Below are 25,363 nucleotides of genomic sequence, written 5' to 3'. Positions count from 1 at the left end.
TGCTTATTCCTTACTTATGAAATATGTTTTAAGTAATGTACTAAAACCCCATTAATAAACAATATTCTCATTTAGATGGAAAGCTCGGACTGATGTCCGGGCTTTTCTTTTTTGCCGTTATGAAAATGAAATTATAGGAAAAGACCGACAAATCATATAAAATAAAGTTATTCACAAATTTGTCACAAGGGGTAAGAGGAATGGGCCAGACTATTGCGCAACAAGATCATAAGCTTCTTGGAAAGATTTTATCGCTATATAATTTAATGAAATCAAATCACGACGATGATACAGCTGAAAAAGTAAGGGAATTGGGAAGGAAAGCAGTTGAAGAGGAATTTTCAATCGCTTTTTGCGGACACTTTTCTGCAGGTAAGTCGAGCATGATCAACAGGCTGATCGGCGACAACATTCTGCCATCCAGCCCAATACCGACCAGTGCGAATCTGGTACGGATTATATCAGGTTCTGAATATGCCAAGGTTATCTTCAAAGACGGTGGCTCACGCCTGTATCCGGCACCGTATGATTATGAAACCGTCAAGACGTACTGCAAGGATGGCGAACAAATCCATTCTATTGAAATCAGCCATAAAGGGGAGGAGTTCCTGGAACAGGCAGTCATAATGGATACACCGGGAATTGATTCTACTGATGATGCGCACCGCATTGCGACTGAATCGGCGCTCCATCTGTCAGACATCGTTTTTTATGTAATGGATTATAACCATGTCCAATCCGAATTGAATTTTCTTTTTACGAAGGAATTAACGGATGCGGGAAAAGAACTCTATTTGATCATTAACCAGGTAGACAAACATCAGGATGCAGAATTGTCGTTTGAACAATTTAAGAAAAGTGTTGAAAATTCTTTTGCTGACTGGGGAGTAAAGCATGCCGGGATCTTTTATACATCGCTGAAGGACCCTGAATCGTCCCATAACCAATTTCAAGAGCTTCGTTCATTTATCATGGAGCGGAAGAGCAAGAGAAAAGAAATACTGCCAGTTTCAATTTTTAAGTCGATGGAAAAGCTGTCGGAGGACCATTTGGCAAGTCTTCAGCAGGATGTATCTGAAGAACTTGGTCAATTTGAGACAATCCTGGCAGGAGTGTCTGACAGCGAGCGTCAACAGCTATCTGATGAACTCGATAATATAAGAAAGTATATCCAAAGTATCAAGAGTGAGCGAGATCCTGAACAGGAGTTTCGTACTGGACTAAATGATATCTTAAAAAACGCGTACTTAATGCCTTTCCAGACAAGGGAATTGGCCGAGGCTTATCTGCAGGCCCGACAGCCAGATTTCAAGGTGGGCTTGTTATTTTCAAAACAAAAAACGGAACAGGAAAGAACAGCTAGATTGGACAATTTCTATCGAGACCTGGAGGATAAAGTACAATCCCAGCTCGACTGGCATATCAAGGATTTTTTATCCAAGCTGTTCAAGAAACATAATCTTTCGCACACGGAACTGCAGACAACAGCAAATGGTTTCAAGATTGAGTTCCAAAAAGAGCTGCTCTCTGATGCCGTTAAACCTGGTGCCAGACTTTCAGGGGACTACGTCCTCAATTATACGAATGATGTCGTTGAGGCATTGAAAAATCTTGCAAGAAGAGGGCTTGAGCCCATTAAGGAACTATTCATCGACTACGTAAAAGGTAATGATGATGAGGAGGTAAATGAACTTCTCAACAAAGAAGAAAATCTCGAGAAGCTTTTATCAGCTTGGAAAGCATTGGCTGCTATCCGGGAAAACCTTGCCCAACAACGAAGACATGTATCGGAAATCCTGTATGGTGAACCGGCTGAATATAAAGAGGAAGACTACATTATTTTTAGAGCTGCCGAAGATGAGCCGGAAGTGATTATAAATAATGATCTTTCTTCATCCAACACTGGCAGGGAAAAGGCGGTTCCATCAGTACAGGAAGCTCATGTCGATCAAGGGAATGGCATAGCGAAATTTCACGAAGAACAACAGCATCTGGTCGGCAAAATGAATTTTGCTTCTGAACAGATTGAAGCTATACCTGGATTGAAAAAAATCTCCCGTGAACTGAAGGATAAAGCTACACGGTTAAAAGAAAGAGAATTCACTGTTGCCTTGTTTGGGGCGTTTAGTGCCGGAAAATCTTCTTTCGCGAATGCGCTGGTAGGGGAGCGGATTTTGCCTGTATCACCAAATCCAACAACTGCGGCGATCAATAAAATTAAGCCAGTGACAACTGAGCATCCCCACGGAACGGTAATCGTAAAAATCAAAAGTGAGGATGAATTGCTGAAAGAATTGGAGCGTTCTCTAGGATTATTCGGGAAGAACACAAGTGATTTCGAGCGAGCGATCGATCAAATCAATACTCTTAAATCCGAGGATAGCGGATACAGTGCAGCAGAAAAGACCCATTACTCATTCCTCCAGGCTTTTGCCAAGGGGTTCAGCGCTTTCACAAACAGCTTCGGAGAGAAGCTGTTTGTGGATCTTGAATCATTCCGAGGTTATGTTGCTGAAGAGGAAAAATCCTGTTTTGTCGAGTGGATTGAGGTCTATTATGATTGCGAGCTTACGAGAGAGGGGATAACCCTTGTTGATACGCCTGGTGCCGATTCAATCAATGCCCGCCATACAGGAGTTGCCTTCGATTATATCAAGAATTCGGATGCTATTTTATTCGTAACCTACTATAATCATGCGTTCTCAAAAGCGGATAGGGAGTTCCTGATTCAGTTGGGAAGGGTCAAGGATACCTTTGAGCTTGATAAAATGTTCTTTATTGTCAATGCCGTTGATTTAGCGAATTCGCAGGAAGAACAGGAAGCAGTGTTAGAGTATGTTGAGGACCAGCTTGTCCAATACGGAATCAGGAAACCGCATCTATTCCCAGTTTCCAGTTTGAAGGGGTTAAATGAAAAACTGGAACAAAACACTGGTGGAGACCTGATGTTTAATCAATTTGAAAAGGCGTTTTATACATTCATAGCAAATGACCTGATGAATATGGCTGTAGAAGCTGCAGAGGCAAAATGGCGCCAGGCTGTCAGTGTGATCGAGGAAATGATCCGCTCAGCTGAGGAAGACAAGGCAGCGAGGGCTGATAAACTGCGGCAATTGCTATCTGAAAAAGAAGAAATGCTTCGTCTGTTGTCCCATAAGAAACCAGCAGTGCTTGAAGAACGCCTGATTCAGGAGACCGATGAATTGACTTATTATATTCGCCAGCGTGTCTTTATCCGTTTCGGTGAATTCTTCAGGGAGGCATTCAATCCTGCGCTTTTGAAGGATGATGGACGCAATATGAAGAAGGCGCTTGAAACAGCGCTTGATGAGTTGATAGAGAGCATTGGTTATGACCTGGCTCAGGAAATGAGAGCAACCTCTTTAAGGGCCGAGGCGTTCATTGTCCGAGTCTTGAAAGAGTTCCAGGAAGCTCTGTTAGCTGAATTAATGAAAATTAATTCTTCAGTTTCCATTTCTGCAGCAGAAAATGGTCCATTAACCGGAATCGAGTTTGAAACTGCGTACCAGGGAATGGATCGCACTAAATTAAAAAAGACGCTTGGAATGTTTAAAAATCCTAAATCCTTCTTTGAGAAGAATGAAAAGAAATTGATGGCGGATGAACTTGAAAAGCTTTTACACGGACCAGCAGGGGATTACCTTGAAAAAGAGAATGCAAGGCTGAAAGATCACTATCTGCCTGAATTGAACCGTGAGTTTGAAAAAGTCCAGAATGATTTTTCAGAGCAGATCACCGAATATTTTGAAGGTATCACATCTGCGCTTGAAGATAACTTCTCCATCGATACAGTTAAAAACGCACTGTTGAATATTAAAAACTATTAATAAAGGTTGAGTACAAGGATGACCAGAAACCGATTTCATGCATGTGCTACTTGTGTTAATTTTCAGGCTGAAAAACTGGGTGGGAAAATGAAATACCATTGCCGCAGGCTTGGCTACGAAACGAAGAGCCATTATCAATTTGCCTGCTGGGATCCGAAAGAACACGTGAAGAAATTGATGGCAAAAAAAACAACATAAGGAGTGGTTTCCTTGCAAAATCATGTTGATGCTGAATGGCTTAGTGAGCATCTTGGAGACGAGAACACAAGGGTAATCGATTGTCGCTTCAAGCTGGGGAGTCCTGATGAGGGCAGGCTTTTATTTGATCGAAGTCATATTCCCGGTGCGATTTATTTTGATCTTGAAAAAGACCTGTCTGGTTCAGTCGGAGAGCATGGCGGCAGACATCCGCTCCCGGAAACAATTCAGTTTAACGAACGGCTGCAGGATGCCGGGATTGATAATGAAACAACGGTGATTGTTTATGACGGCAAGGAAGGAGCATTCGCTTCGAGGTTATGGTGGCTTCTTAAATATGTTGGCCATGAAAAAGTCTATATTCTTAACGGAGGCTTCGATGCATGGGAGAAGTCTGGTTATCCAACTGAGGATTCCGTACCGCATTATCCAAAAACAAATTACACAATTAAGAAAAACAGGGATATGCTGGCTTCTTATGAAGAGGTAAAAGATATCGCACTCAAAGGGACAGGGAGTGCCATCCTTATAGATTCACGGGAAAGCAAACGCTACCTTGGAATCGAGGAGCCAATCGACAGGATTCCTGGCCACATTCCAACAGCAGTCAATAAACCGTGGATGGAAGGCTTTGAAAATGGATATTTTAAGTCTCGTGCCGATCAGGAAAAGAGATTTACAGATCTGGATCATAATCAGCCAATCATAGTTTATTGCGGATCTGGTGTGACAGCAACGCCGAATTATATCGCTTTAAAAGAAGCTGGATTCAAAAATGTCAGGCTTTATGCTGGAAGTTACAGCGATTGGGTTTCTTACAAAGAAAATCCAGTCTCCTTCAAGAGTGAATGATGTTGGGGGCAAAGGCTGCTTTTTAGATTCAACTACACAGTGTTAGATCAATAATTGAAGAATGGTTATTTTCGGAATATACAAGAGAACTCCGAGAGTTATGTTATAATATCAAAGTTCACTTTTAATTAAGGCTTCAAGCTTTTAAAATAGAGCCATGTCTCAAAATTTCCTAATGGAGGTACCAACTTGGAAAATAATAAAACTTCTCTAATGCTAGTTGACGGGATGGCTTTGTTGTTCAGAGCATTCTACGCAACAGCTGTTTCTGGACAGTTCATGATAAATTCCAAAGGGGTCCCTACAAATGCGATCCACGGTTTCATCAAACACTTTGCGACTGCAGTTGCAAATTTCAAGCCTACCCATACAGTTGTCTGCTGGGATATGGGCAGTAAAACCTTCCGTACGGAAATGTTCGATAATTATAAAGCAAATAGACCTGATGCGCCTGTCGAGCTGCTGCCACAGTTCGACCTTGTTAAAGAGGTAGTGGAAGCTTTGGATGTACCAAATATTGGTCTGGTCGGCTATGAAGCGGATGACTGTATCGGGACGATTGCCAGGACGGTTAAGGACGTGGATGCCGTTACAATCCTGACAGGGGATAAGGATATCCTCCAGCTGATTGATGATCGTGTATCTGTTATTCTTCTTCAAAAAGGGTATGGCAATTACCTGGTTCATAATCGTGAAAGCCTGTTTGCTGAAAAGGGAATATGGCCTGAACAGATGATTGATTTGAAGGCATTCATGGGAGACCCTAGTGATAACTATCCTGGAGTCCGTGGTATCGGTGAAAAGACCGCCATTAAGTTGCTTCAGGAACATGGGGATGTAGAAGGTGTCATCGCGAATCTGCATCAATTGACAAAATCACAGCGAGCTAAAATCGAGGCTGACCTTGAAATGCTTCATTTAAGCAGGCAGCTCGCTGAAATCAAATGTGATGTCCCTGTTGAATGCAAGATGGACGACGCTAGATATAAAATTGACACGGAAAAGCTTCTTGCCAAGTTCAATGAAGTAGAACTTAGAGGACTGCACCGACTGTTCGAACACGAAACAATGCACGCTTAAAGGAAACGGCTGGTTTTATACCAGCCGTTTTGTTTATTTTATAAGGCTCTTTTCTCAAACTTTGTTGCTATGGATTACAAAAAAGGAGTGAATGAACTTTTCTTCTTCCCAAAGTAACCTCTTAGTATGAGAAAAGAGCAAGCAAACTTAATACCGAACTACAAAATGGCGTTCTATTACGTTAAAATCGGCTTTAGGATTTTAACAACAATCTTTACGAAAACAGCCTTTTATAAAGATTTCTAGCTCCAGCGCCTACCCCTCGCTTCGGTCCGCCCAATGAAGCAAAGGGCGACTTCACTGGTCGGCCCTCCAGCACTTTTCTTATTATTTTGTATTCTTCTTCTTAGCGGCATTTTCTAGCTTTGACTTTGGCTCTTCAGCAAATTCAGCATCCTGTCCATAACCTTGTGGATTGACCCCAGGTGCCTTTGTTCCTCTGTTTCCCTTTTTGCTCATAGTCAGATATCCCTCCATATAAATTTTGTTTAAAAATGATCATAAAAGTGAAATAACCTTTATAGGTTGTCCGCTTATTACAGCTTAATCCTTATTATGAACGGGCAAGAATAAAAGCAATCATTTTTCTTCAAAATAACATGGAGGTGACTGATGATGAATAAAGGCGCAGTTATTGCTATATCAAGTATAGGCCTGGCTCAGGCTTTAAAAATACCGATTCATTATGCAAAGACAAAGGAATGGAAGCCTGACATATTTTTGGCTACAGGTGGAATGCCAAGTTCCCATTCAGCCGGTGTGTCTTCTTTAACAACATATGTAGCCCTTACAAAAGGGGTACGATCGATTGATTTCGCACTGTCACTGGTTTACGGAATGATCGTTATGTATGATGCTCAGGGAATTAGAAGACAAACGGGTGAACTCACTTTAAAAGTCAATGACCTTGATGAATTGATGGACAAAATCCATGAAGATGACCCTGTAGAGTTCGAAGAAAAGTCTCCCGATCCCTTGAAGGAAATGCTTGGCCATCAGCCGAAAGAAGTACTTGGTGGAGCCCTCCTTGGTATGGCTATGGGATTTGCTGGATATCTTTTAACGAAAAAACGGTAGAAAAAGCTCGAATTATGCGGTAAAATTTTACTAGAAGTCGGCTTGAAGAGAGGATTGATTCAGTCAGTGCGGACAGTTGAAGATTACTTGCTTCATTTGAAGAGCAAAGGGTTCCAGTTTGGTGAGGATGCCATTGGATTTATTTATTTCGGTCAGCAATATACGAATTCAACCGATGAAATCACCAATGCCGCAATTGAAATTACATTAAAAGCTCAAAAAGGTTTTGATGGAAGCTTTTATGTTTCATTGCTTGAAACATTCGCTTCAAATAATATCCATTCCCGCAAAGCAGCGTTACACTACGTAAAAAAAATCGAGCTTTTGGCCGTATAACGAAAAGCGAAGGCGCATTTGATCGGCCCCGACAAGCGCTGCCCGCCTAAAAACGCCACTTCCTGTGGCTGGCGGGTCTAGCACATCGTGTGCCACGGAGGGCCGACCGGTGAAGTCGTTCTTTGATTTCATTTGGTGGACTGAAACCGAAAAGTATAGCCGACTGTCCAGAAACGCAGAAACTGGAGACTCCGACAAATAAGCGCTTTTTGCTTCTGCCGGAGGAGATGAAGCTTAGGAGTTTCTAGGAGGCGAAAGTAGACAAGCGACTCGAGCTGCTCAAAGCTGACGCTTTCCGCAAGATACTCGAGGAAGCCCTCTCTGGGATGAAAACTGGCTAGGCGCTGGAGCTGGACAATTCTCGAAGCAGAAATTTTAGAAACTAAATTATAAGAAGAGGCTGGTTCCAAAGCGTTATGCTTTGAAATCAGCCTCTTTTTTTGGAAATACCTTACGAAAAATGCTTTCGAATTTGCCAGATGGCAATTCCGCGAAAACCATACCGGCAAAAATTAACGCACAACCGGCAAGTGCGCTATATGTTAGACGCTCATCGGCCCAGAAGTAAGCCGTAATAGCCGCAAAAACTGGTTCCATTGCAAAAATCAAGGCAACTCGAGTAGCCGTCGTATGCTTCTGGAAATTTGTCTGGATAAAAAACGCAAGTGCAGTCGCTAATATAGATGTAACGAGCAGGGCGATCATGACATTCGCTGAAAAAATGACCTCAGGGTTGAATGCCCTTTTCCAATCCTCAAATAGGACAGAAGCTACTGCAGATAGAACCGACACAGTTGAGATTTGGACCGTCGTCAAAAGGAGTGTTGGATAACTGCTGCTGAATTTTCCTGTAAATACGATATGCAAAGCAAAACCTGCTGCACAAATAAGGACAAAGGCATCACCAATATTAAGGCTAGACACATCTGACATTGTTAAAAGATAAAGTCCAGCAGTTGCTGCTGTGACCCCTGCAATAGAGTTCAAGCTTGGCCGCTGCTTTAAGATCCCGATCATTAGCAATGGTACCAGGACGACACTTAATCCAGTTATAAAGCCAGCCTTGGATGAGGTGGTATACAACAGGCCCAATGTTTGGAATGCATAGCCGATGAACAGCCAAAATCCCAGCATGATCCCTGATAAAATTAATTTTCTATCCAGTTTATTTAGCTGATCTTTTTCAAAAACCATAAGCCAAAGTCCTAATAGAATTGCTGCCAGGCCAAAGCGGACGGCATTGAAGGATTGTGGTTCAAGGAAAGAAATTGCATTTTGCACAAGAACAAATGTTGCGCCCCAGATGAGGGCTACGAATAGTAAGCTTAAGTCCGCGAAGGTTGATGCTTTCATCTTATTTTTCGGTTCCTTTCATGTTGTTTTCCCTTACCGCTTTTCTTGCCAAATCGTCAGCTGTCTTATTTTCACTGGATGGAATCCATTTCATGAAGAAGAGATCGAGTTGACTAGAAAGCATCAATGCTTTTTCCAAAAGGGGGGCATAAAGTTTATTTTTGACGAACTCTTTTTCAACTGCTGCATTTACAAGCTGTGAATCAGTCCTGAAGGATACAACATTAAAACCTTTATCAAGGCAGATTTCCAATGCTTTTATAAATGCATGATATTCAGCTTCATGGTTTGACATGACACCAAGAGGAATAGAGTATCTATAAACTTCCCCTTCTCCTTTAATAAAAATGCCAGCACCGCTTGGACCAGGGTTGCCAGCACTAGCACCATCAATATACACTTCGAACAACTAAGATCACTCCCGGTTGGTTTTTACAGATAATAGATAGTGTATCATAATAGCATCGATAATTTATAAAAAATTGCTGTCACCAATTCAATCCCATCGTCCCTTTTTCATTGTAACGTGTTCAAAAAATGGGTAAGATAACTAAAAATAACCCATTTGACGGAGTAAAAAAACAGATCAGAAAGCGGGGGAGAAGTCATGAAATATAAATTGGAGTGGGAATATAAAGCAAAAGGTATAGAGCCCATCCTTTTCAACTCTGATTTTCTTGATGGTGAGCATGCACTGCAGGCCGGTGAAGAGTTGGAGAAATCAGGTAAAGCTGGAGATATTTCTTTTATAGATGAAATCGGTACTTCGTGGACATTAAAGGAAATGCGCAAGCTTCTTGAAGAAGTAGAAGAAGAACCTCATGATCTTACCGTTTATTTTGACGGTGGTTTTGATAATTATAGTCATAAAGCAGGACTCGGGACCATAATCTACTTCAAGCAAGGAAAGAAGAAGTATAGACTGCGTGCCAATGAAGTTTTCGATGAGCTTGAAACGAATAATGAAGCAGAATATGCTGCTCTATATTTTGCCCTCACCATCCTTGAGGAAATGGGTGTCCAGAACATGACCTGTGACATCAAAGGAGATTCCCAGGTTGTTCTAAAGCAGCTTGAAGGGGAGTGGCCTTGCTATGAAGAAACACTCAATCGCTGGCTCGACAGAATCGAGAATAAGATCAAGGAGCTTAGATTGTATCCTAAATACAATCCTATAGGCAGAAAAGAAAATAAAGAGGCAGACAAACTGGCGACACAGGCATTGCAGGGTAAAATGATAAACAGTAAAATGCAAATATTATAACCAGGAAGGAAAGGCGGGAATAGATTGACTCGTAATGAAATCCTTGCCGAGGTAGAAACATTGCTCAATACTTACTGCAATGGGTGCTTTCTGAAAAAGCATCATCGGCAAGAAAACGGAAAAAGATATGCCCATCGATTCTGCATCAATGAATGCACCGTTGGGGAAAAAATAAAAAAGTGCGGACAGAAACTTTAGTGAATCTGTCATGTTGAACGGATTTTTTGTAATAAGCGAAGCAGAAATGTCCCAGATCGAGCAGTTAATGGACATTTTAGAGGATGAGTGAAACTGAAATGCCCAAGAAAGTCCACTTAATAGACATTTCAGTATGAGTTCGAAGTCAAAATGTCCAAGAAAGTCCACTTAATAGACATTTCAGTATGAGTTCGAAGTCAAAATGTCTAAGAAAGTCCATTTAATAGACATTTCAGTATGAGTCCGAAGTCAAAATGTCCATAAACAGATTCCAATTGGATGGTATTCACGAGGCACTCAAATAAATCAAAAAAGGCTGGCGTCGGGCGCCAGCCTTCAACATTTTAAATTATAGTTTTACTACGTTAGCAGCTTGTGGTCCACGGTTTCCTTCAACGATTTCAAAAGAAACATCCTGACCTTCTTCTAGTGACTTATAGCCTTCGCCTTGAATTGCTGAGAAGTGAACGAATACATCGTCTCCGCCTTCTACTTCGATGAAACCGAAACCTTTTTCATTGTTGAACCATTTTACTTTACCGTTTTGCATGTTAAACTATCCTCCCATGTCTTTCGCAGCACAAAATATGTGCCAAAGTTGAATATTATCATCTAATGGATACACCTGCAGTTTTGACATGGCAAATATATTCTATTAAATGATGTCTTAAATATACAATATTGGGATTGATTCAGTCAAGAATGTAAGCGTATTACAAATTGAATAATCGTAAAATTTTGTTAATTTAAAATATATTGAAATTCACCCCGTGTTAGTTCCTATTTTCGGTAAAATTTGTTATTATTTTCTTAATAAAACTCTGTTTACATTTGTTTTAAATATAAACAGAGAGGAAAAAGTCATTATTCTATAAGTTTAAAAGCTCAGAGGAGGGTACTAATGAAGAAGACCACTCCATCCGCGTTCACGTCCTTAACTGATCATCAAATTGATGCATTATTGGATACAATCAGGAATGGCAATGCCATTCAGGACCACACACCTCAGATAGCAGTAAATAAAAAGCTTGATGATATTTCAAAGAAAATCGATGACGCCTCCAGGCAAATGGAAGAAATATTCGATATCGTCGCTAAGACAGGAGTTGTGCCTGTCGATGAAATCAAGGATGATATCATGCCTGTGATCAGGCAGGCGGCAGAAATCCCCCATATTTATCATCTGTTCTATGAGCTGAAGGCCCAAGATGAGTATACTTACAGGCACACAGTCTGTGTCGGCATCATTTCTACATTGATTGGAAAGTGGCTGGGTTTAAGCCAATCAGAGTTGAATGATCTTACTCTGGGAGCGACACTCCATGATATAGGGAAAGCACGTGTCCCTGCTAATATCTTGAATAAGCCAGGCAGGCTCACACAGGAAGAGTATATCGAAATGAAACGCCATACGGTGTATGGATACCGGATGTTGAAGGACATTCCAGAACTGAATGAAAGAGTCGCGTTGATTGCTCTCCAACACCATGAGCGTGAGGACGGCGGAGGATATCCGTTCAGCTTGCGTAGCGAAAAGATAGACATGCTTGCAAAAATAGTCGCAATTGCAGACGTATATCATGCCATGTCATCTTCAAGGGTATATCACCAGGCAGAGCCTTTCCATATTGTCATTTCCCAGATGCAAAACGATGTATTCGGAAAATTCGATCCCAAAATCATGCTCGTTTTCCTGTATAGGATCATGGATAGCCTTGTCGGAAGACGTGTTCTCCTTAGTGACGGTGAAGAAGGGACAATCTTGATGGTTGACCCATTTGAACCGTTAAGGGCACTGATTCAAACTGGGGACACACTCGTTGATTTGCGGCTGAATCGCGGGTTAAGGATTTCTAGAGTATTAAATGATTCAATTGTTGGGGTATAATCTCCTGAAGCCGTTCATATCTTTTAATAGTCAATGATGATGAATTAAAAGGGTGAGGGCATGTACCGCTTTTCGATAGGTGATGAGGATTGGATTATCATTTTCTCTTCGCATCTTTCACTTGAACAAACAGAAAAGGAAGAAATCATTCGTTCCATTGCCATAATGGGTCCCCAGTGGGCAGCATTCAGCCACGGAGAATCCTTCGTGATTTTCCAGCAACTGGTCGGCGCAATCGTGGTCCGGATTGAAAAAGTTCCTTCGCTGATTTTAACCGTTTCTGCAGTCGTAAACAGGAATCGATGGTATATCAATGACAACAACATAGTTGAGCCATTTGAGGGATAATATCTTTAAGGCAGCTGATTATTTCAGCTGCCTGTTTGATTTTTACGGCTGGTTTAATACACGTTCAATTATTGATGTACGAGAAGAAGTAATAAAAGTCCTTTACGCTTTTGTCGAAAAAAAGATAAAATAGAATGCGAAGTTTAAAAAGCATGCTCATATAACAGTTTTTCAGGAGGAAAATATGAAATTGATTGTTGCGGAAAAGCCTGACCAGGGCAGAACGCTGGCCTCCGTATTCAAAATGAAAAAAAGGGAAGGCTTCATTGAAATACTTCCTAATGAAATTTTCCCTAAAGGTGCATACGTTTCATGGGCAATCGGCCATTTAACGGAATTGTCAGCACCCGAGCAATACAATCCAGGCTGGAAAAAATGGTCGCTTAATACACTGCCGATTATACCAGAAAATTTCAAGTATGAAGTCGTCAAATCGAAAGCAAAGCAATTTCAAATCATAAAGAAGCTTGCCACCGATCCACAGGTTTCTGAAATCATCCATGCAGGTGATGCTGGACGGGAAGGTGAACTGATTATCAGGAATATTCTCCGCCTTGCCAACTGTATGAAGCCGATGAAAAGACTGTGGATTTCCTCGCTAACACCGAAAGCGATAAAAGAAGGCTTCCAGAACCTTTTAAATGAATCAGATACAAAAAATTTGTATTTTGAAGCTTATACCCGCGCTTGTGCTGACTGGGTTGTCGGAATGAACGCATCCAGGCTGTACACACTCCTTCTTCAAAAGAAAGGCTATTCAGATGTGTTTTCTGTCGGCAGGGTGCAGACACCTACTCTGGCTTTAATTGTGAAACGCGAGCTGGAAATAGAAAACTTCGTATCGGAACCATTTTGGGAAGTGCTCGCAAAATTCAATTTCAATGGCAAAAAGTATAGCGGTAAATGGGAAAAAGACGGTGATTCGCGGATCAAAACGAAGGAAATGGCCGAGAAAATTGCTGCATTTTGCGATGGGAAACCTGCAGAAGCCGCAGAAGTTACTTCCGAGAAAAAAGAATTCCTGCCGCCGCTATTTTATAATCTTTCTGCGATCCAGGCGGAAGCCAATCGACGTTTTAAAATGTCACCTAAAAAGACGCTGGACATTTTACAAGGATTATATCAAAGAGGAATAGTATCGTATCCGCGTTCTGATTCCAGGCATGTAACCCCAGGAGAAGCAGAAGGCTTTTCTGCGATATTGAATAAACTGCAGGCTAATCCTGATTATCAGCAGCTCTTTCCATTACCAAATTCATCGATAAAAAATAATAAACGCTATGTGAATGAAAAAAAAGTCACAGATCACTACGCAATCATCCCAACTGAACAAGTTCCTACTCTAAGCAGGCTGTCAGGGGACGAGTTGAAATTATATGATTTGCTGGCAAGGACACTGATTGCAGCCCACTACGGACCATACATCGCCGAATATACAACGATCAAGACAGTCGTGGAGGGAAGAGCTGAGTTTATATCAAAGGGGAAAGTCCAGCTGGATGAAGGCTGGAAAAAAGTACTCCCGCAAAAAGACTCAGACAAGGAACCAGAGTTGCCTGCTGTCCAGCAGGGGGAAACCGGAACGGTCATGAAATCGGAGGTAAAGGAAAGCAAGACTCAGCCGCCAAAGAGGCTGACTGAGGGACAGTTGATTACGTTAATGAAAACAGCTGGAAAGCATATAGAAGACAAGGAACTTGAAAAAGTTTTGATGAAAGCTGAAGGACTTGGAACTGAAGCAACGAGAGCGGGCATCATTACGATGCTTAAGGATAGGGCGTATATTGAAGTTCGTAAAAATCTTGTATATGCGACAGCCAAAGCAAAAATCCTCGTTGCCGCCGTGGGAGGACAAGTCCTGGCATCACCGGAAATGACAGCGAAATGGGAGCAGCGGCTCCATCAAATAGGAGAGGGAGAGGCGTCGCCCAAGCAGTTCATTGAGCAGACATCAAAAATGATTAAACATCTTGTTTCTGAAACCTCCGAAGGCTCTTCAGGCTGGACTTTTTCCGAAGAACTCACAAACGCCTTCGTGCCCGGGAAAAAAGGCGGGCGTTCAAGACGGAGCACAAATCTTGGGAAGTGTAAAAAGTGTGATGGCATGGTTGTGGACAAGGGAACCTTCTATGGCTGTTCAAACTATCAGAAAACAAAATGTAATTTCACTCTTTCCAAACAGATCCTTGGCAAGACAGTAACGCAAAAGAACATCAAGAAGCTGCTGGCAGAAGGAAGCACGGATGTGATCGAAGGTTTCCAGAGCAAGGATAAAACCTTCAATGCGAAGCTATATTGGGATGGAGAGGAAAATAAGCTGAAATTCGATTTAGCTGTCCAGCCAGTTAACCAAGGTGGATAACGCCTTGTCACCCTTGTTCTTCTATAGTACACTTTAATATGGCTATTGTTTAAGCATTGGAGGTCATGGGATGCCAACACCTAGTATGGAAGATTATATAGAACAAATATTTATTTTAATAGAACAAAAAGGATATGCCCGGGTAGTGGATATCGCGGAGGCATTATCGGTCCATCCCTCCTCAGTGACAAAAATGGTCCAGAAGCTGGATAAAGATCAGTTCGTGGTTTACGAGAAATATCGGGGGCTTGTTCTGACTCCAAAAGGATACAAAACCGGCAAAAGGCTGGTCGACCGTCATGAATTACTAGAGCAATTGTTGAAGGTGATCGGCGTAAAAGAGGAAAATATATATAATGATGTAGAAGGTATTGAACATCATTTAAGCTGGGATGCAATCGACAGGATCGGAGACCTTGTACAATTTTTTGAGGAAGACGAATCAAGGGTCGATGCTTTGAGGGCCATCCAAAAACAAAATGACGAAGAATAAATTGAACACCTGACAATGCTGTCAGGTGTTTTTGCATTTCTAATATATATCTGGATATTGCTCAAAGCCAGATCCATCTTCTGAAACTAAAGACGTTGTGCCATCTCCACCTTCATAGATATTGACTCCCGAGATTATTCCTGTGTTGGCTTCTAGCAAAGCTTTTCGATAGGATATAATCCTTCCGCTCGATGTCTGGAAACTGATGATTTCACCAGAGCTATTTTTATGTATGGCAACTAATTGTTCCTGTTCCAATTTGATCTCTCCTTTCACCCTCCTAGTCTTGCACTTTTTCAAGATAATTAAACTTAAGAGGAATTCCCTTTTCCATAACGAAATAATTATTATAGGAATTAAAAACTAGGCAGGTGAACTTATGGGTACCTTCGATTGGAAAATGGAATCTGAAAAACAGTGGAACAGTATGGCTGCCTCGTGGAATTCCAGAAGCAGAGGAATGTGGGAAACTGGAAGCCGCAAGGATATTGTTCCATTCATCAAAAGGTTTGTCTCATCCGGATCCATGGTTTGTGATTTAGGCTGCGGAGATGGAACAGGATCGGAAAAGTTGGCAGAAGCAGGCTTTCTGGTCACCGGAATCGATGTATCTGAGGAGATGCTTGAGAAAGCCAGGCTGAATCCGCGGAATGAGCATTGTATTTTCTGTAAGGCGAACCTATCGGAATGCGGAAGCCCCGATAACCATTTTGATGCCGTTATGGCAATCAATTCATTAGAATGGACGAACCATCCTTATGAATCTTTAAAAGAAATGGCTCGGATCCTCAAGCCGGATGGCTATGCCTGCATAGGCATCCTTGGACCAACTGCAGGGCCCAGGAAGAACAGCTTCAAGAGACTTTATGGAGATGAAGTAATCTGTAACACGATCATGCCCTGGGAGCTGGAAAGGCTGGCACTGGAAAATGGCTGGAGAAAAGCTGGTGAATTCGGTGTTTTTAAAAAAGCGGCTGAGCAGCTTCCACATGGTTCATTGCCTGTAGAGCTTCAGCAGTCACTATCATTTATGTGGGTTTTCATGTTCCAGGTTTTAAAATAAGGAGGTATTATCATGAGTCGGTATTCAATCGAGGAGTTTGTGAACAATACAAAGCAGCAGGATAAAGGGGAAGGACTATTTGAGTTGGAAACACCGCGAATGCTGGAAATCAACCTGAATGGCCAGGTCTGGTCAAAAGCTGGAGCGATGGTATCGTATCGAGGACAAATCAAGTTTGAACGCGAGGGAGTGCTTGAACACGGGATCGGAAAAATGTTCAAAAAGGCAATAACAGGTGAAGGTACTTCACTCATGAAAGCAAACGGCAATGGAAAACTTTATTTAGCTGACCAGGGAAAGAAAATATCCATCTTGCATTTGCAAAATGAAGCCATCTTCGTAAACGGTAATGACCTGCTGGCATTCGAGCCTTCCATCAGCTGGGATATCAAGATGATGCGCCGGGTTGCCGGAATGCTGTCGGGTGGATTGTTCAATGTCCGCCTGGAAGGTGCAGGAATGGTGGCAATCACATCCCATTATGAGCCGCTGACCCTGCTTGTCACTCCTGATAACCCTGTTTATACAGACCCGAACGCAACAGTAGCCTGGTCTGGTAATCTCCAGCCTGAATTCGTAACAGATATTTCATTCAAAACATTCCTCGGCCGTGGAAGCGGCGAGTCAATACAGATGAAATTCAGCGGTGAAGGCTTCGTTGTCGTCCAGCCTTTTGAAGAAGTATATTATGCTCCGCAGGGTTAATAGGGGTTAAGTAAATGCATATAGAATTTTTTTATCCAATAGGAAAAGAGCCGGATAATGAGCCGTTAATGGATTTACTTCCGGAAGGATACAGGTCAGCCGCAGTTATTTTCTATCCTTTTTTTAAGATGGAATCTGGCTGGAACGCTATTGACGCACCAAGTGATGAGGAAGTTTACAGGTTTGCCACCCCGGTCAGCTGGAAGGAAATTCAGAATAGAGCCCGATTAGACAGGATATCTGATGTTTCGATCGGAGTAACAGCATATGTGACTGGCGGCTGCGGTGTTAAAGTGTACCAAAGGATGGATTTGGTCGAGAGAATACAGAGGGCTATCGAGCCAGACTTCTTCTTTCCATATGAGGACCAATTTTCTGTCCTATTGATTGATGACTTGTTAAGGGTCCTGGCCTCCAAAGGAGCAACAAAAATCTTTTATAATAAGTTGATAGATGGTGAAGGTGTTTTTGAGTTAAAAGATCTAAACCTGGAACGAAAATTATTCCTCTGTTCAGGTCCAATGATACTAATGGATGAACACAAAGAATTCACCTTCACATGTTACTTTGATGAGTCCGCAATGGTCTTCTTTACAAAAGAAGAAACCTTGGATTGCTTAAAAGACACTAGTTTTGAGGGAGTATATTTTGAGAAAGAAACACCATTGATCTGGCAAAATCATCACTATCAGTATTTTAATAACAATGAATCATAGAGAAAAGGCATCGACTCTGTCGATGCCTCTTCTAGTCCCAATCATAAGGAGTAGCCTGGTATACATAATAGTTCAGCCAATTGGAAAAGAACAGATGGGCATGTGACCTCCAGCGGTTTGCCGGTTTTTTTTCGGGATTATCATGTGGAAAATAGTTTTCTGGCATGTCAATTTCAATGCCTTTTTCCTTATCTCTTAAGTATTCTTCTGCAAGGGTTGTAGCTTCGTATTCAAGGTGCCCGGTAATCATGATTCTTCTGCTGTCTTTGCTGGAAACAATCAATGCGCCGGCCTCATCTGAAGAAGCCAACAGCCTCAGGTCAGGATGATTTTGTAACGTCTCTTTGGGAATATCCGTATTCCTTGAATGGGGAGCAATGAATTCATCGTCAAACCCCCGTAAGAGTTCTTCGGTAGGGTCTAGGACCCTATGGGTAAATACGCCTGAGCACTTCCTGGGAAGGGCATATTTATTGATGCCATAGTGATGATATAAAGCAGCCTGTGCTCCCCAGCATATATGCAATGTGGACGTCACGTTCTGCTCTGTCCAGTCGAGGATTTCCTTCAGTTCATCCCAGTAGTGGACTTCCTCAAATTCCATCAACTCGATTGGTGCACCCGTAATGATCATGCCGTCATATTTCTTTTCTCTAACTTCTGTAAAGGTTTGATAAAACTCTTCCAGATGATAGTGTGATGTATTTTTAGAATCATATGTAGCGGTTTTTAAAAATGTTATGTTCACTTGGAGTGGCGTATTCCCGAGCAGCCGCAGCAGCTGCCTTTCTGTTTTTTCTTTTTCGGGCATTAGGTTCAGGATCAATATATTCAACGGCCGGATATCCTGTTTTGCAGCTCGGCTGTCATCCATGATAAAAATATTTTCTTTTTCCAGAATTTCTTTCGCTGGCAAGTGCAACGGGATTTTTATTGGCAAAGTATAACCTCCCTTTCGTAATCTAAAATTAATAATTTTTATTATAGTCTGAATTCTTTCGTGGAGCAATTGACTAAAGAGGAAATTTTATGACAAATAAATATTTTTTGCCTGATAGTAATTCTATGATGGTAAAATATAAAATGGTAAGCATATAGAGAATATCTGGGGGGATTGGAAATGGGAACAAATATTCAAGTTAAGTCAGATATTGAAATTGCTCGTGATAGTAAAATGAAGCCGATTGTTGACATTGCAGCGAGCATAGGCCTGGATGCTGATGATATTGAGCTGTTTGGTAAGTATAAAGCGAAGCTGTCTTCAGAAGCTTTGGCTAAGTTAAAAACAAAAGAAAGCGGCAAGGTCGTCCTTGTTACTGCGATTAATCCTACTCCTGCTGGTGAAGGCAAATCAACTGTAACGGTCGGTCTTGCGGATGCATTGAACAAACTTGGTCAAAAAACGATGATTGCCATGCGTGAGCCTTCATTAGGACCAACTATGGGAATCAAAGGCGGCGCAACAGGTGGAGGCTTCGCGCAGGTGCTTCCAATGGAGGATATCAATCTTCACTTCACAGGGGACCTGCATGCGATTACGACGGCCAATAATGCGCTTGCTGCTTTGATTGATAATCATCTGCAACAAGGTAACAAGCTGAACATCGATCAGCGCAGGATTGTTTGGAAGCGCGCGCTCGACTTGAATGACCGTGCACTAAGGAAAGTTGTCATCGGACTTGGCGGGCCGATGCAGGGTGTTCCTCGTGAAGACGGCTTCGATATTACGGTTGCATCAGAAATCATGGCTGTCCTTTGCCTTGCGAGCGACCTGAAGGATTTAAAACTCCGTCTTTCAAAGATGGTTGTTGCTTATAACTATGACAAGCAGCCTGTTACTGTAGGCGATCTTGGAGTAGAAGGGGCATTGACTCTGTTATTGAAGGAAGCGGTCAAGCCAAACCTTGTCCAGACGATCGAACATACTCCGGCATTGATCCATGGTGGTCCATTTGCGAACATTGCCCATGGATGCAACAGTGTCATCGCGACTGAGGCTGCATCCAAACTTGCTGATTTCGTCGTAACGGAAGCAGGATTCGGTGCTGATCTTGGCGCAGAAAAGTTCTTGAACATCAAAGCAAGAACAGCAGGGATTGATCCTTCAGCTGTTGTTATTGTTGCTACCATACGCGCTTTGAAAATGCATGGTGGAATGAAGAAAACAGAATTAGTAAACGAAGATGTAAAAGCCTTAAGAGATGGTTTCACAAACCTTAAAAAGCATGTTGAGACGATTTCAAGCTTTGGCTTGCCATATGTTGTTGCCATCAATCGATTCATTACAGATACAGAGCTTGAAACAAATACCTTGAAAGAACTGTGTGAGAATGCAGGGATTCCAGTTGCCTTGACGGAAGTATGGGAAAAAGGCGGCGCTGGCGGAGTTGAGCTTGCAGAGAGACTTCTTGACGTAATTGAAAAAAGCGAAAATACCTTTGCCCATCTTTATGACTTGTCCGATTCACTGGAGGACAAGATCAAGACGATTGCCACTCAGGTTTATGGTGCTGATGGAGTCGAGTTTTCACCGAAAGCTAAGAAACAGCTTGTTGATTTTGATGGATATGGCTGGAGTGTCCTGCCAGTATGTATGGCTAAAACGCAATACTCATTATCAGATGATCCTCAAAAACTGGGAAGACCATCAGGCTTCACTATTACAGTTAGAGAATTGAAGGCGTCAGTAGGTGCTGGATTCATCGTAGCATTGACAGGTGAAGTAATGACAATGCCTGGGTTACCGAAGCTTCCGGCGGCATTGAATATGGATGTTGATGAAGAGGGCAACGCTGTAGGATTGTTCTAAAAATAGTTTGAACCGACATGGTCAGTCCCGACTGGCATAATGGGACGTGAGGATTTCTTTCTTGCCGGCGTCCCACGGTTGGGCTGGCCATTTTTAATATGCAATCAAATGCTTAAAAGGAGTGGAAGCTTTTGTTTGACCCGACAGCTTATGAAAACATTAAAGTCGTAATCGAAGGCGATATATATGACAGGGATTTGAGCGGAGAAATAATCGTGATTGACCGCAATGACTGGATTAATACCGCCAAGCTGTCGCGTAAATATGAGATTTCTTTCACTAAAAGAGGATATGAACCGAATTTGTTGTCAGCAATGATGACCATCGAAGCCGGATTGGAGAACCTATCTGCAGAGCTGTTGGAAAGTGTGGACGCCAAACAGCTTGCAGGATGTAAAGTGAATATTTCTTTCTCACTTTTTCATAAAAATGATATGGATGTTTTTAAGGAAATTCAGAAAGTACTTGAAAATATATGGGGAAGGGATCGGGCGATTATGCAAACCGCAGTGATGAACCCTTTGGAGAATAAATCTCGCATCCAAACCCATGCGAAGGTCTCCTTCAACCGCCTGGTTTTCGAAGAACAGATCGACGATTTATCAGAAATGATCGATTATATGATAGCTTCACTGGAAAAATTAAAAAAATTATTGAGTGAATAATAATTCCTGCCTTCATGGCAGGAATTTCTGTGTTGTTTTCAGAATAGTCTATTAACGAGTAGATTTAAATATAGACTAAAAGTTCTATTCGTTGTGAGAGCCACATTTTTTGTACAAGCATTTATGTCCTTTAGTGAGTATAGGATGCTGTGAGGGAATTGGCGGGTATTTGGTAATCATGACAGTTAATAGAACTGAAAAATAAAAAAAGGGGGAGATTGTTTGAAGAAAATCGCCTGGGTTACTGATAGTACAGCCTACCTGGATGAGGAGTTAAAGAACCATCCCGATGTATATCAAGTACCGATGACCATTGTATTGGATGATGTAGAATATCTTGATGGAAGGGATTTGACTGCAGAGGAATTATATAAAAGATTAAAGACGCTGAAAACGGCCCCGAAAACATCACAGCCGCCTGTGGGCGCCTTTATGGAACTATATGAAAAGCTTGGAAAAGAATATGATCTCGTATTCTCAGTCCTGGTCTCATCCAAGCTGAGCGGAACAGTCGCCTCAAGTGTACAGGCTGCACAAGCCGTCAATATTCCTGTAATTACTTTTGATTCTAAAATTCTCACTTTTCCATTGACGTCCCTATTAAAAAAGGGAATTGCATTAGCTGAACAGGGGGCATCAATCGAGGAAATCAAGGAGAAGCTGGAAATCGTCCGTGAGTCCAATGAAACCTATGTGATGATTGGGAGCCTGGAGCAGCTGCATCGAAGCGGCCGTATGTCAGGTATGCAATTCTATCTAGGAAGCATGCTGAGTATTAAACCTATCATCAGTATTGAAGACGGCGTTTTGAATACAAAGGAAAAGGTCAGAAGCGATAAAAAAGCGCGAGAGAAAATATTTGATTATTTGAACCTCTCCAACGAGAAATACGGAGTTAAGGAAGTGTACATTCTCTACGGCCTGCATAAAGAGGTTGCTGACGAATGGCAAAGCGAGCTTGAAGCAAAATTTCCTGATATCCGTTTCCTCAGCTGCCCAATTGGAGCTGTAATCGGTGTACATGCTGGTGAACATACAATCGGGATCAGCTGGAATAATGCAGATGCATAAGTGCCAATTTGGCACTTTTTTCTTTAGGACCGTAAAAAAGATCAATCCAATAAATTTTGGGATTTATAGAGATAGTGTTTGATTGAAATCCTCTATCGGACAAACAGAAAGCAGAATCCTGAGGAAGTGTCCGATAGAAGATCTCTCTAATGGACAAAAACAGAGCGAACCAAGAAGAGAATGTCAGATAGACAGGCTGGTATTATAAACAGGGGGATAACATAAACCGCCAATTACTGTTCCAAATATATATGCACCTATCTCTGACCATTTCTGTGGTAAAATGGGTTCGGTAGGAAAGTAGGTGCAGAATATGAGAGATAAAATAGCAATGGCAGAGGAATTTGTAAAAACTGAGCTGGGCAAGGATTCTTCGGGCCATGACTGGCACCATATTGACAGGGTCAGGAAGAATGCCCGTCTTATATGGAGTAAGGAAAAGCAGGGAGATTGGTTCATCATTGAAATGGCCGCCTTGCTTCACGATATTCCAGATGATAAATTGAATGAATCGGAAGAAGCCGGATGGATGAAACTTGATTCATTTTTACAAAGCATACAATTAGAAAGCGAAACTACCTCAAGGATAAAGAGTTGTATCGAGTCAGTTTCCTATAAAGGCGGCAGGGTGATAGAGCTTGATAGTATGGAAGCGGAGATTGTCCAGGATGCTGACCGCCTTGATGCCCTTGGTGCGATCGGGATTGCAAGGACATTTGCCTTCGGCGGAAAGAAAGGCCATCCGATCTACGAGCCTGACCTGAATGTAAGGGGACAGATGACGCTAGAGGAATACAGAAATGGCGACAGTTCTTCGGTCAATCACTTTTACGAGAAGCTTTTAAAGCTTAAAGATAAAATGAATACTGAGCATGCGAGACAACTTGCAGAGGAAAGGCATAAATTCATGGAGACTTTCCTTGAACAATTTTACAGTGAATGGAATGGTAAGGCATGAAAATGATCACGATTGAAAACGTGACGAAAACATACGGGGAAAAAGAGCTTTTCGAGGGGATATCTTTTACAATCGGCGAGCGTGAGAGAGTCGGTTTGATCGGTGTGAACGGAACAGGAAAATCTTCCCTCCTCAAAATTGTGGCTGGCATCGACCAGCCGGATTCTGGCGATATCATATTTGCGAAAGATTATAAAATTTCATTTTTATCCCAGCAGCCTGAAATGGAACCGGATAAAAAGGTTCTTGATCAGGTTTTCAGCGGGGATGCGCCTATCTTAAAGCTGATGAGAGATTATGAGATTATTCTCTCTGAATTAGGCAAAAAACCTGATGACCCAGGACTTCAGGAACGATTTTATGACTTGCAGCGGAGGATGGATAGTTCTGATGGCTGGGATGCCAATACTGCTGCAAAATCCATTCTCATGCAGCTTGGGATTTCAGACTTCTCCAAAAAAATGGGCGAGCTTTCCGGCGGGCAGAAGAAACGTGTCGCACTCGCTCAGGTGTTGATTGAATCTCCGGATTTGCTGATACTTGATGAGCCCACGAACCACCTCGATTACGAGACGGTAAAATGGCTTGAAGACTACTTATCTAGATATTCAGGATCACTCCTGCTCGTCACGCATGACCGCTATTTCCTTGACAGAGTAACAAACAGGATTTTTGAACTTGATGGGGGAAATCTTTACAGTTATAAAGGCAACTATGCCAGCTTCCTTGAAGCCAAGGCTATCCGTGAGGAGAACGAAGCCGCAACATTTGAAAAGAAGAAGAATTTGTTCAGGCAGGAACTCGAGTGGATCAGGCGCGGGGCTAAGGCGAGGACAACTAAACAGAAGGCCCGCATTCAGCGCTTTGACAAACTAGATGAAGAAGTGTCAAATGTAAAGTCATCCGAGAAACTCGATATTTCTTTAAGTGGCAGCAGGCTGGGCAAACAGGTGCTTGAACTAAAGGAAGCAACGAAAAAATACGAAGATAAAGTGATTCTGGATCATTTCAATCTTCTCGTGAAGCCTGGGGACAGACTAGGGATAATCGGACGGAACGGGACAGGGAAATCTACTTTGCTAAATATACTCGCAGGCAGGATCATGCTTGATGATGGTGAAATCATTACCGGGCAAACCGTAAAGATCGCTTACTATACTCAAGAAAATGAAGATATGGACGAAAATAAGCGGGTGATTGAATACCTGAAAGAAACAGCAGAAATAGTCCATACAACGGACGGAAAGACAATTTCAGCTGCTCAAATGCTCGAGAGATTCCTGTTCCCTCCTTATGCACATGGAACTCTTATTAGGAAGCTTTCCGGTGGCGAAAAACGTAGATTATACTTGTTAAAGCTTTTAATGGAAGAACCCAATGTCCTTCTGCTGGATGAGCCTACGAATGATTTGGACACACAGACTTTAACTGTGTTGGAAGATTATCTGGAAGAATTCCCAGGTGTCGTCATCTCCGTCTCCCATGACCGCTACTTCCTTGATAAGGTCGTCGATTTGCTGCTTGTACTCGAAGGGAATGGTCAGACAGACCTGCACTACGGCAACTATTCAGAATACCTTGAAAAGCGGCCGAAACCAGAGTCTGCACCTTCAGTCCCTAAGAAGGAAAAGGTAGAGCAGACAGAAAAGCCGAAGAAAAAGAAACTGTCCTTCAAGGAGCAAAAAGAATGGGCAGAAATTGAGGATAAGATTGCAGGTACAGAAGCGCGCCTTGAAGAAGTGCAGGCGGAAATGGCCAATATCGGAAGTGATTTTGAAAAGGGCCAGGCCCTTGTGAATGAAGAGAAAGAGTTGAATGAGCAATTAGAGTATCTAATTGAAAGGTGGAGCTATTTATCCGAGCTCGCCGAAAACGAATAAGGCCTGGAATCCCAGGTCTTATTTTTTCTATCTTTTAAAAGGACCTCATCCCATGAATATATATTGCAACTTCGGACAGGTTCAGCGGAAAAAGAGGAAAAGTAGTCAGAAGTCTGAGCAACTTCCGATAGTTTCAGTGGAAAAAGCAGGAAAGTTGTCTGAACCAAGAACGACATCGGTCTGAAGGGCTGTGAAATGC

The 25,363-nt window shown here is 42.1% G+C and carries 25 protein-coding genes; 19 read left to right on the top strand and 6 right to left on the bottom strand.

Translation table 11 applies throughout. The annotated features are described in order from the left end of the window. The first annotated feature begins 200 nt into the window (after nt 1-200). The 3 genes from DYI25_RS09280 to DYI25_RS09265 all read left to right on the top strand — a co-directional run bounded on the left by DYI25_RS09280 (nt 201) and on the right by DYI25_RS09265 (nt 5,978). Nucleotides 201-3,848 carry a dynamin family protein gene (locus tag DYI25_RS09280; protein WP_213368158.1) on the top strand — a complete coding sequence of 1,216 codons (3,648 nt, stop codon included), beginning with the start codon at nt 201-203 and terminating at the stop codon, nt 3,846-3,848. A 210-nt stretch (nt 3,849-4,058) separates the two neighbouring features. Beyond that, complete coding sequence (locus tag DYI25_RS09270) at nt 4,059-4,898, top strand: sulfurtransferase (protein WP_213368154.1); 840 nt, start codon at nt 4,059-4,061, stop codon at nt 4,896-4,898. Between the two features lie 213 nt (nt 4,899-5,111). Next, a complete protein-coding gene (locus tag DYI25_RS09265; protein WP_213369512.1) occupies nt 5,112-5,978 on the top strand; it encodes a 5'-3' exonuclease in 867 nt (288 codons plus the stop codon). 327 nt (nt 5,979-6,305) lie between these two features. Here DYI25_RS09265 and sspL read toward each other — a convergent pair whose 3' ends face one another. Next, nucleotides 6,306-6,437 (bottom strand): small, acid-soluble spore protein L, encoded by a 132-nt coding sequence (gene sspL / locus DYI25_RS09260; RefSeq protein ID WP_023627620.1) that lies wholly within the window; start codon nt 6,435-6,437, stop codon nt 6,306-6,308. 156 nt (nt 6,438-6,593) lie between these two features. On the opposite strand from sspL, the gene DYI25_RS09255 reads away from it, so the two are divergent. Both DYI25_RS09255 and DYI25_RS09250 read left to right on the top strand, forming a co-directional pair. Further along, entirely contained in the window at nt 6,594-7,055 is a 462-nt protein-coding gene (locus DYI25_RS09255) for a divergent PAP2 family protein (RefSeq protein WP_213369510.1), read from the top strand. 66 nt (nt 7,056-7,121) lie between these two features. Continuing rightward, nucleotides 7,122-7,391 (top strand): DUF6123 family protein, encoded by a 270-nt coding sequence (locus DYI25_RS09250; RefSeq protein ID WP_213368152.1) that lies wholly within the window; start codon nt 7,122-7,124, stop codon nt 7,389-7,391. 414 nt (nt 7,392-7,805) lie between these two features. On the opposite strand, the gene DYI25_RS09245 is transcribed toward DYI25_RS09250, so the two are convergent. Next, nucleotides 7,806-8,744: a DMT family transporter gene (locus DYI25_RS09245; protein WP_213368150.1), complete on the bottom strand. Its 939-nt coding sequence runs from the start codon at nt 8,742-8,744 to the stop codon at nt 7,806-7,808. Between the two features lies 1 nt (nt 8,745). Continuing rightward, on the bottom strand, nt 8,746-9,153 hold the full coding sequence (locus DYI25_RS09240; RefSeq protein WP_213368148.1) for a reverse transcriptase-like protein: 408 nt from the start codon (nt 9,151-9,153) through the stop codon (nt 8,746-8,748). Nucleotides 9,154-9,351: 198 nt separating this feature from the next. Here DYI25_RS09240 and DYI25_RS09235 point away from each other — a divergent pair, with 198 nt between their 5' ends. Then, nucleotides 9,352-10,008, top strand: coding sequence for a reverse transcriptase-like protein (locus tag DYI25_RS09235; RefSeq protein ID WP_213368146.1), 657 nt, complete (start codon nt 9,352-9,354; stop codon nt 10,006-10,008). A 24-nt stretch (nt 10,009-10,032) separates the two neighbouring features. Then, the gene (locus DYI25_RS09230; RefSeq protein ID WP_213368144.1) at nt 10,033-10,206 is read left to right on the top strand and encodes a zinc-finger domain-containing protein; all 174 of its coding nucleotides are present in this window, start codon (nt 10,033-10,035) and stop codon (nt 10,204-10,206) included. Nucleotides 10,207-10,555: 349 nt separating this feature from the next. Here the strand turns inward: DYI25_RS09230 and cspD are convergent, their stop codons facing one another. Beyond that, nucleotides 10,556-10,756, bottom strand: coding sequence for a cold-shock protein CspD (gene cspD, locus DYI25_RS09225; protein WP_213368142.1), 201 nt, complete (start codon nt 10,754-10,756; stop codon nt 10,556-10,558). A 351-nt stretch (nt 10,757-11,107) separates the two neighbouring features. On the opposite strand from cspD, the gene DYI25_RS09220 reads away from it, so the two are divergent. From DYI25_RS09220 to mntR, 4 genes are all read left to right on the top strand, one after another. After that, a complete protein-coding gene (locus DYI25_RS09220; protein ID WP_213368140.1) occupies nt 11,108-12,094 on the top strand; it encodes an HD-GYP domain-containing protein in 987 nt (328 codons plus the stop codon). Nucleotides 12,095-12,154: 60 nt separating this feature from the next. Continuing rightward, nucleotides 12,155-12,442 (top strand): hypothetical protein, encoded by a 288-nt coding sequence (locus DYI25_RS09215; protein ID WP_213368138.1) that lies wholly within the window; start codon nt 12,155-12,157, stop codon nt 12,440-12,442. Between the two features lie 184 nt (nt 12,443-12,626). After that, nucleotides 12,627-14,804 (top strand): DNA topoisomerase III, encoded by a 2,178-nt coding sequence (locus DYI25_RS09210; protein ID WP_213368136.1) that lies wholly within the window; start codon nt 12,627-12,629, stop codon nt 14,802-14,804. A 70-nt stretch (nt 14,805-14,874) separates the two neighbouring features. Beyond that, complete coding sequence (gene mntR / locus DYI25_RS09205) at nt 14,875-15,297, top strand: transcriptional regulator MntR (protein ID WP_213368134.1); 423 nt, start codon at nt 14,875-14,877, stop codon at nt 15,295-15,297. A 39-nt stretch (nt 15,298-15,336) separates the two neighbouring features. On the opposite strand, the gene DYI25_RS09200 is transcribed toward mntR, so the two are convergent. Beyond that, the gene (locus DYI25_RS09200; protein ID WP_213368132.1) at nt 15,337-15,555 is read right to left on the bottom strand and encodes a DUF3892 domain-containing protein; all 219 of its coding nucleotides are present in this window, start codon (nt 15,553-15,555) and stop codon (nt 15,337-15,339) included. A gap of 121 nt (nt 15,556-15,676) precedes the next feature. Here DYI25_RS09200 and DYI25_RS09195 point away from each other — a divergent pair, with 121 nt between their 5' ends. From DYI25_RS09195 to DYI25_RS09185, 3 genes are read left to right on the top strand one after another with little or no spacing between them, the layout of a single operon-like run. Further along, the gene (locus DYI25_RS09195; RefSeq protein ID WP_213368130.1) at nt 15,677-16,360 is read left to right on the top strand and encodes a class I SAM-dependent methyltransferase; all 684 of its coding nucleotides are present in this window, start codon (nt 15,677-15,679) and stop codon (nt 16,358-16,360) included. A 12-nt stretch (nt 16,361-16,372) separates the two neighbouring features. Continuing rightward, complete coding sequence (locus tag DYI25_RS09190) at nt 16,373-17,065, top strand: AIM24 family protein (RefSeq protein WP_213368128.1); 693 nt, start codon at nt 16,373-16,375, stop codon at nt 17,063-17,065. 14 nt (nt 17,066-17,079) lie between these two features. After that, on the top strand, nt 17,080-17,781 hold the full coding sequence (locus DYI25_RS09185) for a DUF2711 family protein (RefSeq protein WP_213368126.1): 702 nt from the start codon (nt 17,080-17,082) through the stop codon (nt 17,779-17,781). Nucleotides 17,782-17,812: 31 nt separating this feature from the next. Here the strand turns inward: DYI25_RS09185 and metA are convergent, their stop codons facing one another. Then, nucleotides 17,813-18,721: a homoserine O-acetyltransferase MetA gene (metA, locus tag DYI25_RS09180; RefSeq protein WP_213368124.1), complete on the bottom strand. Its 909-nt coding sequence runs from the start codon at nt 18,719-18,721 to the stop codon at nt 17,813-17,815. 180 nt (nt 18,722-18,901) lie between these two features. Between metA and DYI25_RS09175 the strand changes: the two genes are divergently transcribed. The 5 genes from DYI25_RS09175 (at nt 18,902) to DYI25_RS09155 (ending at nt 25,164) form a co-directional block, all read left to right on the top strand. Continuing rightward, entirely contained in the window at nt 18,902-20,590 is a 1,689-nt protein-coding gene (locus DYI25_RS09175) for a formate--tetrahydrofolate ligase (RefSeq protein WP_213368123.1), read from the top strand. 131 nt (nt 20,591-20,721) lie between these two features. Further along, the gene (locus DYI25_RS09170; RefSeq protein ID WP_213368121.1) at nt 20,722-21,255 is read left to right on the top strand and encodes a hypothetical protein; all 534 of its coding nucleotides are present in this window, start codon (nt 20,722-20,724) and stop codon (nt 21,253-21,255) included. Nucleotides 21,256-21,477: 222 nt separating this feature from the next. Beyond that, on the top strand, nt 21,478-22,326 hold the full coding sequence (locus tag DYI25_RS09165; protein ID WP_213368119.1) for a DegV family protein: 849 nt from the start codon (nt 21,478-21,480) through the stop codon (nt 22,324-22,326). A gap of 313 nt (nt 22,327-22,639) precedes the next feature. After that, nucleotides 22,640-23,284 carry an HD domain-containing protein gene (locus DYI25_RS09160; RefSeq protein WP_213368117.1) on the top strand — a complete coding sequence of 215 codons (645 nt, stop codon included), beginning with the start codon at nt 22,640-22,642 and terminating at the stop codon, nt 23,282-23,284. Continuing rightward, nucleotides 23,281-25,164, top strand: a complete 1,884-nt coding sequence (locus DYI25_RS09155; RefSeq protein WP_213368115.1) for an ABC-F family ATP-binding cassette domain-containing protein — start codon at nt 23,281-23,283, stop codon at nt 25,162-25,164. The genes DYI25_RS09160 and DYI25_RS09155 overlap by 4 nt, the downstream gene beginning before the upstream one ends. Nucleotides 25,165-25,363: the final 199 nt, after the last annotated feature.

Source organism: Mesobacillus boroniphilus, from assembly GCF_018424685.1.
GTDB classification, from domain to species: domain Bacteria; phylum Bacillota; class Bacilli; order Bacillales; family Cytobacillaceae; genus Mesobacillus; species Mesobacillus boroniphilus_A.
The sequence above is the reverse complement of the archived record's forward strand: the minus strand, read 5'-3'. Positions and strand labels throughout refer to the sequence as shown.